We start from the raw sequence: 16,707 nt of genomic DNA, 5'->3' as shown, positions 1-16,707 counted from the left end.
ACCGGGAAACTGGCTCCCGGTCCCGCCAAAGGGGGGCAGAGCTGCTTAGCGGGTTGCGCCGCTTTCGGCCAGTGCGCTGATTTCGTTATCGGATAGTCCGGCCGCGGCAAGAACCTCGCGGTTGTGCTCGCCCAGCCGCGGCGCAAGGCACTTGACCTGGCTTGGGGTCTTGCCGAACTTGACGGGCGGCCTGACGTGAGTCAACACGCCCTCGCTGGGATGCTCCTGTTGTACAAACATGCCTACCGCCGCCAGATGGGGGTCCGTGAACAAGTCCTCCAGGCTGTTGACCGGCGCGACGGGTATGCTCAGCGTTCGGAGTTGGCTCAGCCATTGAGCGGAGGTCCGCTCGGTCATGATGTCCCCGAGTGTCTTGTACAGGGTTTCGTAGTTCTGGCTGCGTTGGTTCGGCGTGTCGTAGCGCGGATCCTTCGCCAGATCATCGCGGCCGACCAGTTGAAAGAAGTCCTTCCAGTTCTTGTCAGTGTAGGGCAGCACGCAGAGATAGCCGTCCTTGGTCCGATGCGGCTTGCGCAACTGGCTGAGCACCCGCGGATAGCCTGCCTTGCCGTTCTGCGGGTCGAAAGCCCGTTCCCACTGATGTTCTATCAGCATGAACGAGGCCAGGGATTCGAACATCGGCACTTCGATGCTCTGCCCTTCACCGGTGCGCAGCTTGTGGAACAGCGCGGCCAGGATGCTGTAGGCGATGGTCAGGCCCGCAACTTTGTCACCGATGATGGTAGGCGTGAAACGGGGTTCGCCCGCCAGATGAGCATTGATCGAGCACAGGCCGGAAACACCCTGGATCATATCGTCGTAGGCTGGATCATCGGCATAGGGGCCGCCTTCGCCAAAGCCATAGGCGCCGCAGTAGACGATGCCTGGATTGATTTCCTTGATCTGTGCGTAGCCCAGGCCGAGCCGTTCAATGGCGGCCGGGCGCATCGCGTGGACAAACACATCGGCCGTCGCCACTACGCGCAGCAGCGCTGCACGCGCCTCGGGTTTGCGCAGGTCCAGCATCAGGCTTCTTTTGTTGCGATTGACGGAGAGATGTATCGGCCCCATGGCGCGGCTGCGGCCGACTCCCATGTGGCGCATGATGTCGCCATCGGGACTTTCCACCTTGATGACGTCTGCACCCATATCGCCGAAGATCTGGGTGGCATAAGGGCCCATTACTACGGACGTCAGGTCGACGATTTTGATTTCAGACAAAGGACCAGCCATGACACTCCTCTACGCTTCTTGATGGTTCGTTGGTTTTTTTGTTACACAGAAATCGGCCTCGGCGTCCGTGGCCCCGATCGAGGGACAGGGTTTGCTGCAGGGCATCAAATGCATTTCTGATAAATTTCTTTTAAGCAATTTCCATGCCATTGCGGACCACGGCACCGAAGGGGCGGCGGAGCGCCTAGCGTACGGGGAATCGGCCGCAAGATGTAGTGCCGGCGCTGCCTGCAGCGCTGCAGCCGTGGAGTACACTCTTCGCCACCAACATGCCGCCACGAAAGACACGGAAGGCAGATGCAGAGCGAGAGGATATGGTAAGAGACACCGAAGGGATACTTGTCCTGAACGAGAGCGGCGAGATTAAATTTTCTTCGGGTTTGGGCACGGAGGAAGTGATTGCGCGGATGCTCTCCGGCCTGTGGGCCGATCGCTCCAGCACTCCGGTCAAACGCCTGTTCGCCTTGCCCGGCATCGAGCCCGCTCACAGTGTCGCTGCGCTGGTTTGCGACCAGGGCGTGTGTTTCCTTATCTTCTCCACAGGTGGGGATGAACTGACGGAATTTATCTCTACCGTCGATTGCGCCGCGGACATCTTCCGGTACTTCATCACCAATCCTTATGAGGCCATGAACGTCGTCGACGCGGCGGGCAATCTGCTTTACATGAGTCCGATCCACGAACGGTCGATTGGCTTGAAGCGCGGCGACGCCATCGGCCGGCCGGTCAGCGATGTGATCGAGAACACCCGCTTGCAGGAAGTGGTCGTTACAGGCAAGCCGCAGATCGGCGAGGCCTATGAGGCAATGGGCGTCACCCGCATCGTTTCACGAATCCCGATCTTCGACCGCGATAAGAAGCTGGTGGCGGCAATCGGCCAGGTCATGTTCAAGGGCCCGCAGTCGATTCCGCAAGCGATCCAAGACATTTCCAACGAGCTCGCCCGCGTGCGGCAGGAGCGTGACTTCTATAAACGCGAACTCTCTGGCATACGCAACCGTTCCTACGGATTGGACCAGATCGTGGGCAGCAGCAAGGCCATCCGCCAGCTCAAGGAAGACATTCTGCGGGTCGCGCCGCTGGACGTGCCGGTGTTGCTGGTGGGGGAAAGCGGAACAGGCAAGGAGCTGGTGGCGCACGCGCTGCACATGCTCAGCCCGCGTGGCGACAAGCCGCTGACCTTGATCAATGCGGCCGCGATGCCCATCAGCCTTGTGGAAAGCGAGTTGTTCGGCTATGAAGGCGGCGCGTTCACGGGCGCCGACAAGCGCGGCCGCAAGGGTAAGTTCGAACTTTCCGATACCAGCAGCCTGTTCCTCGATGAGATCGGCGACATGCCAATGGAAATGCAGGTGAAATTGCTGCGCGTATTGCAGGACGGCACGTTCCAGCGCGTCGGCGGCGAGCGCCTGCTGCACTCGGATTTCCGTCTGATCTCGGCCAGCCATCGGGATTTCCAGAAGATGGTTGCGGACAATACGTTCCGCCTGGACCTGTTCTACCGCATCAGCGCCGTGACGCTCTACCTGCCCTCGCTACGGGACAGGCCCGAGGATATCCCCGAGCTGGCCGATACCTTCCTGGCCGCCTTCGCCAGGCGCCAGGGCGTCGCCAAGAAGTCCATCGACGACCATGTCATCCAGTACCTGCAATCGCGGAGTTGGCCGGGCAATGTGCGCCAGCTGCAGCACGCGGTGGAACGGGCGGCGATTTTCAGCGACGGCGGCCGCCTGACGCTGGAGAGCTTCGGCGGTCTGGAGCATCCAGGAGGCATCGGGGCCGAGAAGGAGTACCGCCCCTTGCAGGCGACCGCGGGCTCGGGCCGCTTCGACATGTGGGAAGCGAAGCAGCGCGTCGAAATGGAGCTGATCGCGGACGCCATGGAGCGCACCGGCGGCAATAAGAAGCGGGTCGCCGAGGAACTGGGAATCTCCCGCTCCTATCTGTACAAGCAACTGCGCCTGATGGAAGGCGGCAAGGAGAGCTGAGTCCCGGCCCTGGGATGTCAGGACTGCACAATCCCGGCGTTGAACAGCTCCTGCTGCCGGGCGGCATCCAAACCGAGTTCACTCAGGATCTGCCGGGTGTGCTCGCCGCGCCGCGGCGAGCGCTTTTCCTGGCTACCTGGCGCCGCCGTGCCCGGCAGCCGGGCGATCGGCACGCGGCATGGGCCGCCTTGCTCGCTCATCGCGAAAATCCGTTGCTGTTTGACCTGCGCGTCGGCCAGGAAGCTGGCGTAGTCGGAGACTTTTCCGCAGACCACGCCATGCCGGTTCAGGCGCTCGACCCAATGTGCCGTCGGCTTGGCACGGAAGATCCGTATCAGCGTTGAATTGATCTCCTCGCAGTGGGCGTAACGTCCGGTCGCCGTGCTCAGGCGCGGGTCGGCGAGCCAGTCGTTCTGTCCTATGGCCTGGCACAGGCCCGCGAACATCCGGTCGTGCAGCGAGGTGACGTTGATGTGCCCGTCCTCGGTTTCGAAGGTGCCGGCCGGCACGCTGAGAGCCTGCACGGAGCGTCCGGCATTGAGGGCCTCGTCGATGATCGCGCCGCTTTGCACCGCAGCCGCGGCTTCCAGCAGGGAGACCTCCACCCGCGAGCCCTGGCCCCGCACGGCGCGGCGGTACAACGCGGCGCCCGTAGCCTGCGCCGCATAGATGCCCGTCGCCACGTCGATCAGCAGGATGCCGACCTTGCGGGGAGTGCCCCGCGCGTCCCGGTTGACCACCATCATTCCACTCATGGCCTGCAGCGTCGAATCCGATCCTGGCCGTTCGGCATAGGGGCCGTCAGGACCGAAGGCGGACACCGAGACATACACCTGATCGGGCCGGGCTTTCGAAAGATCGGCGTATGACAGGCCCAGGCGCTCTATGACGCCGGGGCGGAAGCTTTCTATGACGACGTCGGCTCGTAACGCAAGTTGGCGTAGGAGGTCTCTGCCGGCCTCAGTCTGCCCATTGACGCAGATCGAACGTTTACCCAGGTTGTAGGCGATTGCAAGCGCGCTCATTCCTTCAGTTTGATAGCCAATGGCGCGGCTCCAATCGCCGGTTGGCGATTCCGCCTTGATGACCTCGGCGCCTTGTTCCAGCAGGAGCATGGCGCAGTAGGGTCCGGCGACTCCCTGGCTGAGATCCAGGACGCGCAATCCGGCGTACGGTTGATCGGGCAAGGCGGGCATTTCGGGGCTCCTAAGCAAGTCTGGCGTGTCCGTACTTTCCCGGACGAGTTCTGATATGAAGCAAAACCCGTACCACCGCTGCGTGCGCTGCGGATGTCTGTCCTGCCGCGTAACGAGTGTCTTCATAGTATGCATTTGTGTTCGCCCAGGAGGCAGGGAGCCGGCGACGGGCTGGCGGTTACATCGCAGGACGGAAGTGTGGCGTGAAGCGAGGCCAAGCTTGGCATGGAGTTTGCGTTCTCCCAGAACGAATGCAGGAGTGGGTTTTCAACCAGGGAGTCAGGAGCAGACATGAACCATGCAATCAATAAGATGGCCACCCGAATGGCGGCGATAGCGCTGGCAGCGCTCAGCGCGACCAGCGCTTTGGCCGCCGAATATCCGAGCAAGCCGATCAGGATGATCGTGCCGTTCGCCGCGGGCGGGCCGACCGACACGTTGGCGCGCAGCCTGGCCGAGGCGATGACGGAACAGCTGGGCCAAAAAGTGATCGTGGAAAACAAGCCGGGAGTGGGCGGGAACGTAGGCACGGCCCAATTTGCGCGCATGTCCCCCGACGGCTACGCAGTGCTGCTGGTCACCAACGGCCCGCTGGTGGCCAATCAGATGATGTTCAAGAACCTGGGCTTCGATCCGAAGAAGGATCTGGATCCTGTCTCCTTCGTGGCCTATCTGCCCAATATGGTCGCCGTGCATCCCAGCGTGCCGGCAAAGACCATCAAGGAGTTGATCGCGCTGTTGAAGGCGAATCCCGACAAGTACAGCTTCGCATCGGGCGGAGACGGCACCAGCACCCACTTTGCCGGCGAATTGATGAAGTCCATGGCGGGCGTGAAGATGACGCATATTCCCTACAAGGGGGATGGCGCTTCGATGCCGGACGTCGTCGGCGGACAGGTGCCCATCGTGTTCGGCAGCATCTTCGCCACCAAGCGTTTCGTCGACGGCGGCATGCTTCGGGGATTGGCGGTGACGTCCCTGGACCGGGTTCCGTCCATGCCCGAGATGCCGACGGTGGCTGAATCCGGCTTGCCCGGCTACGACCTGACTGCCTGGTACGGCGTGGTGGTCCCTGCGGGTACGCCCAAGCCCATCATCAACAAGCTGAGCCAGACCATCGCCCGGGTCGTGGCGTCGCCGGACTTCCGTGCGCGGGTCGAGGGGATGAGCGGCATACCGAAAAGCACCACTCCGGAAGAGTTTGCCGCGTTCATGGAGTCGGAGCGTCCCAAGTGGAAGAAGCTCATCGAGGAATCGGGAATCAAGATCAACTAGGCCGCTCGCGCCGGGAACACAAGCGAAATAGGAGAAAGCGATGTTTGCTGCAGATGTGCTGAAAGGAAAGGTGGCGTTGATAACGGGAGGCGGGGGCGGCATAGGACTGGAGATCGCCACGGCCTATGCGCGCCTGGGCGCCAAGGTGGTGGTGGCGAGCCGAAACCAGGAACGGCTGGACGGCGCCGTGGCGTCGCTGGCGGCGCAGGGCCTGGAGATCCTGGCCGTGCAAACCGACGTCAGAGTCTACGAGCAGATCCGGGACGCCATAGAAACCGCGGTCGAGCGCTACGGCGCGCTGGACATCCTGGTGAACAACGCCGCCGGGAACTTCCATTGCCCGACCGCCGAGCTTTCGCCCAATGGCTGGAAGACGGTCATAGACATCGATCTGAACGGCACGTTCTACGGTTGTCACGCCGCCTACAAGCATCTGAAGGCGGCCCGTGACGGCGGCTGCATCATCAGCATCGCCACTATGCTCGGCCTGAGCGGCTGGCCGGGCGCCGCGCACGCCGGCGCGGCCAAGGCCGGGATCATCTCCTTGTCGCGCGCATTGGCGGTGGAGTGGGGCGGCGACAACATCCGCGTCAATACGATTTCGCCTGGACCCATCGGCGACACAGAAGGGGTGCGCCGCCTGTATCAGGAGACTGGCCGCGAACAACTGGAGCGCAAGAAGACTGCCCTGGGCCGGTTCGGCAACAAGTCCGATATCGCCAATGCCGCGGTCTATCTGGCGTCGGACCTGGGCGCCTACATCACCGGCGAGAACATGGTGGTGGATGGCGGCCGCTGGCTCAAGTATGTGGCGGCTTGAACAGGCGGGCAGCGGGCAGCGGGCCGGATGGCCGGATGGCCGCCGCCCGCTGCCCGTTCAGCCCGCTGGCTTGACCAGTGGGCACTCGCTTTGCGACAAGGGGCGGTACGCCTCGTCTCCTGGAATGGTGTCCAGGATCTTCAGCAGGTCCCACTCGCCCTTGGACTCCGCCGGGGTCTTCACCTGCGCCAGGTACATGTCGTAGACCATCCGCCCATCGGCGCGGATGCGGCCGTTCGTGGCGTAGAAATCATTGATCGGCATCTCCTTCATCTTGGCCGCCACGGCATCGGCGTCGTCGGTGCCGACGGCCTGCACGGCCTGCAGGTAATGCAGGGTGGCCGAGTAGGCGCCGGCCTGCACCATGGAGGGCATGGATTTCTGGCGTTCGAAATAGCGCTGCGACCAGGCGCGGGTTTCCGCGTTGCGGTCCCAGTAGAAGCCGGTGGTGAACTGTAAGCCCTGCGCGGCCTGCAGACCCAGGCCCTTGATGTCATGCAGGAAGACCAGCAGGGTGGCCAGTTTCTGGCCGCCTTGCGTGATGCCGAACTCCGAGGCCTGGCGCACGGCATTCTGGGTGTCCGTGCCGGCGTTGGCCAAGCCTATCACCTTGGCCTTGCTGGCCTGGGCCTGCAGCAGATAGGAAGCGAAATCGGGGCTGGACAGCGGCGCGCGCACATTGCCCAGGATCTTGCCGCCGTTCGCCTTGATGACATTGCTGGTGTCGCGTTCCAGCGAATGGCCGAAAGCATAGTCCGCCGTGATGAAGAACCAGCTGTCGCCGCCGGCGCGGGTCACGGCGCGGCCCGTGCCGTTGGCCAGGACGTAGGTGTCGTAGACATAGTGCACGCCATAGCGCGAGCACGCCGCATTGGTCAGGTTGGACGAGGCTGAGCCGGCGAACAGCGTGATGCGCTTCTTTTCCTTGCCCAGGGTTTGCAGGGCCAGGGCCGACGCGGAGTCGGTGGATTCGATGATGGCGCTGACGCCGTCGCGGTCGTACCACTGGCGCGCGCGCGTGGCTGCGATGTCAACCTTGTTCTGGTAGTCCGCGGACAGGACTTCGATGGGGCGGTCCAGCACCTTGCCGCCGAAGTCCTCGGCCGCCATCTTGACCGCGGTGACCATGCCGGGGCCGCCGTGCGCCGAATACACGCCGGTCATGTCGACGATTGCGCCCAGGCGAAATGGGGCGACGCCCTGTGCGTGGCCAGGGAATGCGTACAGCGAACCGCCTAGCAGCGCGGCCATGACTACGGTTGTCTGTTTCATGGGATATGTCCTGCCTTCTCAGATTGGGCGATGCGAGGGGGATTCCATATGGACGACGTACTTGCCGGTGGCGCGGCCTTGCTCCAGTGCCTGCAGGGCGATGGCCACCTCTTCCAGTGGCAGGCCGGCGGCCAGCCTGGGACGGATCAATCCTTGTTCGCGCATGCGCAGCAGCCGCGCCTGCGCCAGCGCGATCTTCTCGGGCTGGCGGTCGCGGTAGTCGCTCCATTGCAGACCGATGACGCTGATGTTCTTGAGCAGCAGATAGTTCGCCTTCAGCGTCGGGATCTGGCCCGCCGCGAAGCCGATCACCACCAGCCTGCCGCACCAGGCCAGGGCGCGCAGCGAAGCCGCGAAGACTTCGTCGCCCAGGGGATCGAGCACGATGTCTGCGCCTCGGCCATCGGTTGCCGCCCAGACCTGATCGCGCAGGCTGTCGCGCAGGTTTTCCACCGACAGATCGATCACGTGGTCGGCCCCCATCTCGCGGGCCACCTGCGCCTGTTGCGGCGTGTTGACGCCGGCCAGGGCGATGCCGCCCAGGGCCTTGACCAGTTGCACAGCGGCGCCGCCGACGCCGCCGGCCGCGCCGTTGACCAGCACGGTTTCGCCGGCCCTGAAGCCGCCGCGTTCCAGCAGCGCCAGATAGGCGGTCTGGAACACCAGCCCCATCGCGGCGGCGTCTTCGTGGCTGACACCGTCGGGCAGCAGGTGGCAGTGGGCGGCGCGGGCGACGGCCTGGCTGGCGTAGGCGCCGTGTTCCATGTGTGCCACCACGCGGTCGCCGGGCTTGAAGCCGGTCACATCCGCTCCGGTGCGCAGCACGGTGCCGCTGGCGTCCTTGCCCGGCACGAACGGCAAGGCCGGCAGGATCTGGTACTTGCCCGAGACCACCAGCGTGTCCGGATAGTTCACGCCTGCCGCGGCAACCTGGATCAACACCTCGTCAGCGCCAGGCACGGGGTCGGCGACGGTTTCGACACGGTGGTCGCCGGCGGGCGCGAAGTTTCTGACCAACAGGGCTTTCATTCTGTCGCCTCCTGCGCGGCCAAGATGCGCGCCGTGTGTGCTCCCAGGCCCGGAGCCTGGACCTGGGATGCCGGCACGCGCAGGCTGGGATCGATGGGAACCGGCAAGGCGGGCATGGTCCGGCTCGCGCCGTCGGCGACTTCGCGCGAGAACAGGCCGCGCGCAATGAAGTGCGGGTCCTCCGCTGCCTCGCGCAGGCTGGCGACCAGGCTGACGCAGGTATCGCCGTCGCCGAACGCCTGCATCCATGCCTCGGCGCTGCGCTGGATCAGGACGGCCGCGACGCGCTGGCGCACGCTGGCGTCGTCCTCGGCCGCATCGGCCAGCTCCGGCAGGCCGATGACCTCGACGAAGGCGCGCCAGAACTTGTCCTCCAACGGCGCCACCGCGAGGTGGCGTCCGTCCGCCGTCTCGTACACCTGGTAGCGGCAGCTGCCACCCGTGACCTTGTCGCTCCCGGGCCGAGGCCACTGCCCCTGGCTCCAGCCGTTGCCCAGCCCCCAATACATGAGGGTGAAAAGGTTGTCCGCCATGGCCACATCGAGGTGGCGTCCCTTGCCGTCGCGGTCGCGCTGGCGCAAGGCCAGCAGGATGTTCATGAAGGCGGGGTAGGCGCCGCCGGCCAAGTCCGCGGTGAGCGTGGGCGGCACCAGAGGTCGTCCTTGCGCATCCCCTGTCAGCGACAGCATGCCGGTCAGCGCCTGATAGTTCAGGTCGTGGCCGGCCATGCCGGCCCTGGCGCCTTTCTGCCCATAGCCGGTGATGGAGCAATACACCAGGCGCGGGTTGATGCGCGCCACGCTTTCGTAGTCCAGGCCCAGACGTTGCATCACGCCTGGGCGGAACTGTTCGATGAGCACGTCGGCCCCTTCGACGAGCCGGCGCAGGCGCGCGCGCTCGTCTTCATTCTTCAGATCCATCGCCACCGAGGTCTTGCCGCGGTTGAGCAGGGTGAAGTTGACGCTGTCCTCGCCAAATCGGGGCAGGTAGCCGCGCATCTCGTCGCCGCCGGCCGGCCGTTCGATCTTGATGACGCGCGCGCCGGCCTCGGCCAGCAGCAGTGTGCACAGGGGGCCGGGCAACAGGGTGCTGAAGTCCAGCACCGTGATGTCGCTAAGCGCTTGCATTGCCGCTCTCCTGGAGGTGGCGCTGCCACGCGACGCGCGCGCGCCGCGCGGGAGCGTAGGCTTCCTGGCCCAGCATTTCGTACAAGGCCTGGCTTACCCGGTAATGGTGGTGCAGGCCGGTGCGGCCGAGCAGGGCGATGGGGCCTTCGGGATACCCCAGGCCCAGGCGCAGGGTGGTGTCCATGTCATCGGCGCTGGCCAGGCCCTCGTCCAGACGTCGCAGCGCCGCGTTGTAGTAGGGCCGCACCAGGCGGTTCAGGATGCGGCCGGGAAAGTCGTTGCAGACAGCGACTTCCAGGCCGGCCGCGGCGAAGGCTGCTCGTGCGGCCTGTAGAGCCTCAGGACTCGTGTAGGGTTTGCGCACCAGTTCGATGAGCCGGGTCGGCGCGTCGTCGCCCAGGCGGAACCGTGCGAACCCGACCACGTTGCGGGCGCGGCCGTCGTCATCGTCGCCCGTATGCACGCCCAGGCATTCCAGATCCAGTTCGATGGCAACGAAGGGCGCCTGCTGGCTTTCTGCCTGTTCCTGCCGGTAGCGCTGGCCGGTCTGGGCGCCGATGTAGACCCGTCCCTCGCCGCTGGCTTGGGCTTGCGCAAGAAAGTCGTGGGCTTGGGGGAAGGACGCGCTGTTCCCGGTGTCAATGATGCGATAGGCCATGGTAGTCATGCTCCGAAGATCTTGTCGTTGTCGTAGCGATGGAAGCCCGCGCCGCTCTTGCGGCCCAGGCGTCCGGCGCCAATCATGCGTTTGACCAGAGGGGGGCAGGCCGCTCGCGGCTCATTGGTGCTGCCGTGCAGCGCCTCGCACAAGAGCTTCTGGGTGTCCATGCCGACCATGTCCAGCAAGGTCAGCGGTCCCAGCGGATAGCCCAGGGCGGTCTTGACCGCCAGGTCTATGTCGGCCGGTTCCGCGACCCCCTGGTCCACCATGTTGATGACGTCGTTGTGCCAGGGCACCAGAAAGTAGTTGAGGATGAATCCCGGCGTGTCGCGTGTGAGCACGGGCTGTTGGCCCAGCGCCTCGCAGAACGCCCATGCCTGATCCAGCGCTTCGCGCGAGGTGTTCAGGCCAGGCGAGACTTCCACCAGCTTCATCAGCTGCGCGGGCAGGCAGAAATGCATGCCCACGACCTGGGTGTCGCGGCCGCTGCCTCCGGCGATCTCGGTGATCGACAGGGTGGAGGTATTGGAGGCGAACAGCGTGTGGGGCGCGCAGATCCGGTCCAGCTTGCGGAACAGTTCGTGCTTGACCTGGATATCCTCGAACACCGCCTCGATGATGATGTCGCAGTCGGCCAGCGATTCGATGTCGTCGCTGGCATGCCAGTTGGCCAATATGACTTCGTCCTCGCCGGCCGCGAGCTTGCCGCGCTCCACCGATTTGCGCAGAAAGCCGGCCGCCTGCCGGCGCCCCTGTTCGGCCAGCTCGGCGCGGGTGTCGTAGGCGCGCAGTTTGAAGCCGGCGCGGGCCACGACGATCGCGATTCCCGTTCCCATGGTGCCGCATCCGACGACGCCTACGGTCTTGATGGTGTTCATGGACTACTCCTTGGTCAGAAAGCTGCGGCCGATGAGTTGGCGGTGGATCTGGTTGGTGCCTTCCCAGATCTGGGTGATCTTGGCGTCGCGCATCAGGCGTTCGACGCGATAGTCCTTGCAGTAGCCGTAGCCGCCCAGCAGCTGCACGGCCTCGGTGCTCATGCGCATCGCCAGGTCGGTGGCCTTGAGCTTCAGGATCGAGGCCTCCATGCCTATGTCGTCGGCGCGGTTGTCGACCATGCCTGCGACGCGCCACAGCCAGGCCTCGCAGGTCGCCAGCTCGGCCGCCAGGTCGGCGACCAGGAACTGGATGCCCTGGAACTCCAGCACACGACGCTTGAACTGGCGCCGCTCGTTGATGTAGGCGACGGCGTCCTCGAAGGCGGCGCGCGCGATGCCCAGCGCATGCGCGGCCACGCTGGGCCGCGAGCGGTTCAGCGAGGTCAGCAGGATGCGCAGGCCGTCGCCCGGCTCGCATAGCAGGTTGGCGCGGGGGATGCGGCAGTTCTCGAAAGCCAGCGTGGCGGTGCTGGAGGCGCGGGTGCCCATCTTGTCCTCGGTGCCGACTACCGTCAGGCCTGGCGCGCCCTTTTCGACGATGACCGCGCTGATCGCCCGCTTGGCATCGTCGATGCCGGCCCACTTTCCGAACAGCAGGTAGACGTCGGCCACATCGCCGTTGGTGATGAAGGTCTTCTGGCCGTTGATGACGATGTCGTCGCCCCGGGGCTCGAAGCGGGTGCGCATGCCCGTGGCGTCGGAACCGGCCGAGGGCTCGGTGATGACCAGCGAGGCCAGGCCGCCTTCGGCGATGCGCGGCAGGAGGCGTTGCTTCTGTTCCTCGTTGCCGAATTCGATCAAGGGTTTGATGGCATGGAAATTGGTGGCCCAGACGATGCCGGTGGAGGCGCAGGCCGCGGAGATTTCGCGCACACAGGCCAGATAGCAGGAATAGGACAGCGGCGAGCCGCCATAGGCTTCGGGAATGAACATGGCGTTCAACCCCAAGGCGTTGATGTCGGCCACGTTGTCGTGGGGGAAGGCGCCGCTGCGGTCCAGTTCAGCGGCCCTGGGCGCGATGCGCTCGCGCGCCAGCTCCCGCACCGAGTCGAGCAGCATGGCTTCTTCGGGGCTCCAGGGCATGGAGGCGTCCAGGCGTTGCAGTACGTTCATTGATTGCTCCTAGCTGCTTGGGCGGGGCTCAGACTATCAGGCTCTGGCCGCCGTCCAGATAAATGGTCTCGCCAGTCAGAAAGCGCGAGCGCAGCGAGAACAGCATGGCCACCGCGTCGGCGACTTCGGCGGCTTCGGCTGGACTGCGGCGCGGAATGCGCTTCTGCAGGTGTTGGGCCAGCGGTCCGCTGGTCATGTACTCGCGGTTCAGGCTGGTCATGACGTAGCCCGGCGCCAGATTGACGACCTGGATGTCGTCGGCCGCCCATTCCACAGCCAGGCAGCGCGTAATGGCGCCCACCGCCGCCTTGGATGCGCAGTAGGACAGATTCTTCTTGACGCCCAGCTTGTCGTAGAACGAGCCCATGTTGACGATGACGCCGCCGCCGTTGGCCTGCAGCAGCGGATAGGCGGCCTGGCTGGCCATGAGCACGGACGTGGCGTTGCTGCGCATCAGGGATTCAAACGCCGCGGGCGCCAGCGTGGCGGCCGCGCCGTCGGTGTGCTGACCGGCGTTGTTCACCAGGCCGGCGATGCGGCCTGAGGCGCGTTCGGAGACTTCGGCGAATGCGCGCTGGATCTGCGCGGCGTCGCCGACGTCGCAGGCCACGGCATGCCAGCGGGCGCGCAGCGCTTCAGGCACGTCCGCCAGTTCAGGCGCCTGGCCCGAGCGCGACAGGCAGGCGACCCGAAAGCCGGCGCGTGCGAGAGAGAGAGCGATATCGGCGCCGATGCCGCGGCTGGCGCCGGTGACGACGATGGTGGATTCAGGCATGGTCATGCATCCTTGAAGCAGGGGGGGCGTTTTTCGAGAAAGGCCTGCATGCCTTCGGCGGCGTCGGCGCTGCGATAGGCCAGGGTGGAAAGGTCGCGTTCGATGCGCAGCCCGAGCTCCAGCGACGTCTGCATGCCGCGCTGGACCGCCTGGCGGGCGAAGTCGAGCGCGTGCAGGCCGTGCTGGAGCATCGGCGCGAGATAGGCCGCGCCGATGGCCGCGGGCTCGCCTTCCTCCGCGATCTGGTTCACCAGGCCGATGCGCTCGGCTTCATCGGCCTTCACCGTCCGGCCGGACAGGATGAGTTCGAGCGCGCGCCCTTCGCCCACCAGCCGGGGCAGGCGTTGCGTCCCGCCGTAGCCGGGAATGAGGCCCAGCTTGACCTCGGGCAGGCCCATGCGGGCTGCGGGCGTGGCGACGCGGAAGGTGCAGGCCAGCGCCAGCTCCAGGCCGCCGCCGAAGGCATAGCCGTGGATCACGGCAACCGAGGGGATGCGCAGCTGGCTGATGCGTTGGAACACTTCCTGGCCCAGGCGGGCGCCTTCATGCTCGTCGCGCAGCGTGCGTCCCACCAGCTCCGGGATGTCGGCCCCGGCGCAGAAGGCCTTGGAGCCGGCGCCTGTGATGACCAGTCCGCGCGCTGCCGAGGCCGACACGCGTTCGACGGCCAGGTCCAGGTTCCGCAGTTGTTCGAAGCTGAGCGCGTTCAGCGCCTTCTGCCGGTCCAGGGCCAGCACGGCGATGCCGCCCGGCAGGGTTGATTCCTGAATCATGCGTGTCTCACTTGGTATTCGTGGCGGCGCCTTGCCAGCGCACGGGGATGGGCGCGATCTTTTCGTCCTTGACCCAGTCCATCAGCGCACGCTTGAGGATCTTGCCGCTGGCGGTCATGGGAAAGCTGTCCAGCAGGATGTAGTACTCGGGCATGTCGTACTTCGACAGGCCGACCTCGTTGAGGTGATGGAGGATTTCGTCGGCCTGCGGTGAGCTGCCGGGCTGGGGGACGATGGCCAGGCACACCATCTCGCCTAGCCTTGGGTCCGAAACGGCGAAGGCGGCGGCCCGCAGCACCTGCGGGTGGCGATGGGTGAGGTCCTCGATGCGCGCGGGGTGGATGTTGTGACCGCCCCGGATGATCAGGTCCTTCTTGCGCCCGACGATGCGCACGTTGCCCTCGGCGTCCTGCACGCCCAGATCTCCGCTCATGAACCAGCCAGAGGCGTTGAACGAGGCTTCGGTGGCTTCCTGGTTGCTGTAGTAGCCCAGCATTAGGAGGCCGCCGCGTCCGCCGATCTCTCCGATTTCTCCCGGCTCGGCTTCGGCGTCGGGATCCTCCTGTTTCCAGATGCGGATCTCATAGCCCTTGCAGGCTTGTCCGCAGGTGCCCACGATGACGCCGGTGGGGGCGTCGGGCAGTGTGTACTGGTGCGAGCCGTTCTCGGTCATGCCGTAGACGTTCTGCGGCTTGACGCCGATGTGCAGGAATTTCTCCGCCAGTTCCTGGGGGATGGGCGAACCGGCCATGTAGAAGGCCTGCACCTCGCCCAGCCTGTCCAGCCCGCGGCGCTTCATTTCCGCCAGCAGATCCATGGCATGCGTGGGCACGCCCATGACGTAAGTCGCCTTGCAGGTTTGCAGCCAGTCCAGCGGCGCCAGTCCAGCGGCCGGATCGTGCAACGCCAGCTCCATGCCGGCCACCAGCATCTGCTCCAGCGCCACGGTGCCGATGTGATGGCTCATGGGGCTGAGGCTGAGAGCGACGGTATCCTGGGTGTGGTGCCAGTCGCGCACCAGCGCCCGGCCATTGGCCAGCAGCGTGTTATCGCTGTGCATCACACCCTTGGGGGCGCCGGTGGTGCCGGAGGTGAAGGCCAGGTAGGTGATCTTGTCCGGGTTGAGCACCGGAGGAGTCCGCACGGGCGGCAGGTCGGCGGCGTCGGGGAAAGGATGGGCCCCCGGGGGCAGCGGCATGTCCGGCCGCGGCAGGGCGTAGAAGCGCTTGAGGCTGGGTATCTCGTGCGCCAGCGCGAAGATGTCCTTCTTGTCGGCATCCGCGCCATAGCCGACGGCGGCGAACAGGGCGCGGCAGTACATGCGCCGTGCCAGCTCGACCACTTCGGCCACGGTGTAGTTCTGGTGCAGCGATGGGCAATAAACATAGCCGCCGCGGGAGCAGGCCAGGAACAGGATGACGGTCTCGGCGCGGCTGGGCAGCCAGGCCGCCACCCGGTCGCCCTGCCGCAGTCCGGCCCGGTGCAGGCTCTCGGCCACGCTGTCGACGTGCTGGAGCAGCTGGCTCCAGGTCAGGCGCCGGTAAGGGTCGCGCAGGGCATAGGCGTCGGGCCGCTCGCGCGCGTGATGGCGGGCCAGCGTGTACAGGGTGTCCTGCTGCCAGATGCCGGACAGGTAGTACTGGCGGGCAGCGTGCGGGGTCTGCAGCGTAAGTAGGGTGTTCATATTGGGTGTCTCGTTGCGGCAAAGCGTCTCAATGACCGAACTTGCCGGCGTCCGGCGCGCGCTTTTCCGCGAACGATGCCGCCAGTTCGTCATGTTCCGAGGTGTCGAGGTAGCCGCGCAGCAGCAGGTCGTGCGCCATGCGCGAAAGGCCGCCCACGCCGCCATGGCGCGCATTGAAGGCGCCCTTGATCGAAGCCAGCGCGAAGGCGCCGCGGTCGGCGATCTTCAGGGCATGCTCCATCGTGGCCTGGCGCAACTCTGCGGCCGGTACGACCCGGTTGATCAGGCCCATTTCCACGGCTTCCTGCGGCGAGATCTTGGGGTTGCTGTACCAGATGTCCTTGGCCCGCTTCTTGCCGACCAGGTCTTCCAGATACCAGGTGCCGTAACCGGCGTCGAAGCTGCCGACCATGGGGCCGACCTGACGGAACATGGCCTTGTCCGAGGCGATGGTGATGTCGCAAACCATCTGCAGCACATTGCCGCCGCCCACGGCGTAACCGTTGACAGAGGCGATCACAGGCTTCTGCAGGCGGTCGATGCTTTCGTACATGTCCAGCGTCGGCAACACGCCTGCGTAGAGCTGGCTGTCCTGCATGCCGTCCTTGCGTCCGCCCAGGCAAAAGAAGCGGTCGCCGGCCCCGGTGATGACGAGCACGCGGGTGCGCGTTTCGCGCCGGACCGCGTTGATGCAGTCGCGGATCTCATGGCACATCGTTTCGGTGAACATGTTTCCGTCGTCGGGACGGTTCAGCGTCAGAATGCCGACGGGGCCTTGCTCCTCGTAGAGGATGTCCTGGAACTCCATGGTGCTGTCCTTGAT

Annotated in this window: 15 protein-coding genes; 3 read left to right on the top strand and 12 right to left on the bottom strand. The window is 65.3% G+C overall.

What is annotated here, in order from left to right; genetic code table 11:
* Positions 1-45: 45 nt before the first annotated feature.
* Positions 46-1,233 carry a CaiB/BaiF CoA transferase family protein gene (locus ELS24_RS22735; protein ID WP_054428382.1) on the bottom strand — a complete coding sequence of 396 codons (1,188 nt, stop codon included), beginning with the start codon at positions 1,231-1,233 and terminating at the stop codon, positions 46-48.
* Positions 1,234-1,547: 314 nt separating this feature from the next.
* Between ELS24_RS22735 and ELS24_RS22730 the strand changes: the two genes are divergently transcribed.
* Complete coding sequence (locus ELS24_RS22730; RefSeq protein WP_054428381.1) at positions 1,548-3,221, top strand: sigma-54 interaction domain-containing protein; 1,674 nt, start codon at positions 1,548-1,550, stop codon at positions 3,219-3,221.
* 17 nt (positions 3,222-3,238) lie between these two features.
* On the opposite strand, the gene ELS24_RS22725 is transcribed toward ELS24_RS22730, so the two are convergent.
* Positions 3,239-4,417 (bottom strand): CaiB/BaiF CoA transferase family protein, encoded by a 1,179-nt coding sequence (locus ELS24_RS22725; RefSeq protein ID WP_054428380.1) that lies wholly within the window; start codon positions 4,415-4,417, stop codon positions 3,239-3,241.
* 291 nt (positions 4,418-4,708) lie between these two features.
* Here ELS24_RS22725 and ELS24_RS22720 point away from each other — a divergent pair, with 291 nt between their 5' ends.
* Together ELS24_RS22720 and ELS24_RS22715 are read left to right on the top strand one after the other, a co-directional pair.
* Positions 4,709-5,692 carry a Bug family tripartite tricarboxylate transporter substrate binding protein gene (locus ELS24_RS22720; RefSeq protein WP_054428379.1) on the top strand — a complete coding sequence of 328 codons (984 nt, stop codon included), beginning with the start codon at positions 4,709-4,711 and terminating at the stop codon, positions 5,690-5,692.
* A gap of 40 nt (positions 5,693-5,732) precedes the next feature.
* Positions 5,733-6,512 (top strand): glucose 1-dehydrogenase, encoded by a 780-nt coding sequence (locus ELS24_RS22715; RefSeq protein ID WP_054428378.1) that lies wholly within the window; start codon positions 5,733-5,735, stop codon positions 6,510-6,512.
* A gap of 57 nt (positions 6,513-6,569) precedes the next feature.
* On the opposite strand, the gene ELS24_RS22710 is transcribed toward ELS24_RS22715, so the two are convergent.
* Genes ELS24_RS22710 through ELS24_RS22665 form a run of 10 tightly spaced genes read right to left on the bottom strand, consistent with a single transcriptional unit; the run spans position 6,570 to position 16,692 of the window.
* Positions 6,570-7,784: an ABC transporter substrate-binding protein gene (locus ELS24_RS22710; RefSeq protein WP_054428377.1), complete on the bottom strand. Its 1,215-nt coding sequence runs from the start codon at positions 7,782-7,784 to the stop codon at positions 6,570-6,572.
* Between the two features lie 18 nt (positions 7,785-7,802).
* Entirely contained in the window at positions 7,803-8,813 is a 1,011-nt protein-coding gene (locus ELS24_RS22705; protein WP_054428376.1) for an NADPH:quinone oxidoreductase family protein, read from the bottom strand.
* Positions 8,810-9,940, bottom strand: a complete 1,131-nt coding sequence (locus ELS24_RS22700) for a CaiB/BaiF CoA transferase family protein (protein WP_054428375.1) — start codon at positions 9,938-9,940, stop codon at positions 8,810-8,812. The genes ELS24_RS22705 and ELS24_RS22700 overlap by 4 nt, the downstream gene beginning before the upstream one ends.
* Complete coding sequence (locus ELS24_RS22695; RefSeq protein ID WP_234353513.1) at positions 9,927-10,607, bottom strand: 3-hydroxyacyl-CoA dehydrogenase family protein; 681 nt, start codon at positions 10,605-10,607, stop codon at positions 9,927-9,929. The genes ELS24_RS22700 and ELS24_RS22695 overlap by 14 nt, the downstream gene beginning before the upstream one ends.
* Positions 10,604-11,479, bottom strand: a complete 876-nt coding sequence (locus ELS24_RS22690; protein WP_054428373.1) for a 3-hydroxyacyl-CoA dehydrogenase family protein — start codon at positions 11,477-11,479, stop codon at positions 10,604-10,606. The genes ELS24_RS22695 and ELS24_RS22690 overlap by 4 nt, the downstream gene beginning before the upstream one ends.
* 3 nt (positions 11,480-11,482) lie before the next feature.
* Complete coding sequence (locus tag ELS24_RS22685; RefSeq protein ID WP_054428372.1) at positions 11,483-12,652, bottom strand: acyl-CoA dehydrogenase family protein; 1,170 nt, start codon at positions 12,650-12,652, stop codon at positions 11,483-11,485.
* Positions 12,653-12,680: 28 nt separating this feature from the next.
* Positions 12,681-13,427: an SDR family NAD(P)-dependent oxidoreductase gene (locus ELS24_RS22680; RefSeq protein WP_054428371.1), complete on the bottom strand. Its 747-nt coding sequence runs from the start codon at positions 13,425-13,427 to the stop codon at positions 12,681-12,683.
* A 2-nt stretch (positions 13,428-13,429) separates the two neighbouring features.
* Positions 13,430-14,200: an enoyl-CoA hydratase/isomerase family protein gene (locus tag ELS24_RS22675; RefSeq protein WP_054428370.1), complete on the bottom strand. Its 771-nt coding sequence runs from the start codon at positions 14,198-14,200 to the stop codon at positions 13,430-13,432.
* Positions 14,201-14,207: 7 nt separating this feature from the next.
* Positions 14,208-15,884 carry a class I adenylate-forming enzyme family protein gene (locus tag ELS24_RS22670; protein WP_054428369.1) on the bottom strand — a complete coding sequence of 559 codons (1,677 nt, stop codon included), beginning with the start codon at positions 15,882-15,884 and terminating at the stop codon, positions 14,208-14,210.
* A 28-nt stretch (positions 15,885-15,912) separates the two neighbouring features.
* A complete protein-coding gene (locus tag ELS24_RS22665; RefSeq protein ID WP_054428368.1) occupies positions 15,913-16,692 on the bottom strand; it encodes an enoyl-CoA hydratase-related protein in 780 nt (259 codons plus the stop codon).
* Positions 16,693-16,707: the final 15 nt, after the last annotated feature.

Origin of the sequence: Achromobacter spanius (assembly GCF_003994415.1) — a bacterium.
Taxonomy (GTDB): domain Bacteria; phylum Pseudomonadota; class Gammaproteobacteria; order Burkholderiales; family Burkholderiaceae_B; genus Achromobacter; species Achromobacter spanius_C.
This window is presented reverse-complemented; position numbering and strand designations above follow the sequence as displayed.

Bases quoted from the DNA above. Each gene is read 5' to 3' on its own strand.
- ELS24_RS22735 (WP_054428382.1), bottom strand. From the start codon at position 1,233: ATGGCTGGTCCTTTGTCTGAAATCAAAATCGTCGACCTGACGTCCGTA.
- ELS24_RS22730 (WP_054428381.1), top strand. From the start codon at position 1,548: ATGGTAAGAGACACCGAAGGGATACTTGTCCTGAACGAGAGCGGCGAG.
- ELS24_RS22725 (WP_054428380.1), bottom strand. From the start codon at position 4,417: ATGCCCGCCTTGCCCGATCAACCGTACGCCGGATTGCGCGTCCTGGAT.
- ELS24_RS22720 (WP_054428379.1), top strand. From the start codon at position 4,709: ATGAACCATGCAATCAATAAGATGGCCACCCGAATGGCGGCGATAGCG.
- ELS24_RS22715 (WP_054428378.1), top strand. From the start codon at position 5,733: ATGTTTGCTGCAGATGTGCTGAAAGGAAAGGTGGCGTTGATAACGGGA.
- ELS24_RS22710 (WP_054428377.1), bottom strand. From the start codon at position 7,784: ATGAAACAGACAACCGTAGTCATGGCCGCGCTGCTAGGCGGTTCGCTG.
- ELS24_RS22705 (WP_054428376.1), bottom strand. From the start codon at position 8,813: ATGAAAGCCCTGTTGGTCAGAAACTTCGCGCCCGCCGGCGACCACCGT.
- ELS24_RS22700 (WP_054428375.1), bottom strand. From the start codon at position 9,940: ATGCAAGCGCTTAGCGACATCACGGTGCTGGACTTCAGCACCCTGTTG.
- ELS24_RS22695 (WP_234353513.1), bottom strand. From the start codon at position 10,607: ATGACTACCATGGCCTATCGCATCATTGACACCGGGAACAGCGCGTCC.
- ELS24_RS22690 (WP_054428373.1), bottom strand. From the start codon at position 11,479: ATGAACACCATCAAGACCGTAGGCGTCGTCGGATGCGGCACCATGGGA.
- ELS24_RS22685 (WP_054428372.1), bottom strand. From the start codon at position 12,652: ATGAACGTACTGCAACGCCTGGACGCCTCCATGCCCTGGAGCCCCGAA.
- ELS24_RS22680 (WP_054428371.1), bottom strand. From the start codon at position 13,427: ATGCCTGAATCCACCATCGTCGTCACCGGCGCCAGCCGCGGCATCGGC.
- ELS24_RS22675 (WP_054428370.1), bottom strand. From the start codon at position 14,200: ATGATTCAGGAATCAACCCTGCCGGGCGGCATCGCCGTGCTGGCCCTG.
- ELS24_RS22670 (WP_054428369.1), bottom strand. From the start codon at position 15,884: ATGAACACCCTACTTACGCTGCAGACCCCGCACGCTGCCCGCCAGTAC.
- ELS24_RS22665 (WP_054428368.1), bottom strand. From the start codon at position 16,692: ATGGAGTTCCAGGACATCCTCTACGAGGAGCAAGGCCCCGTCGGCATT.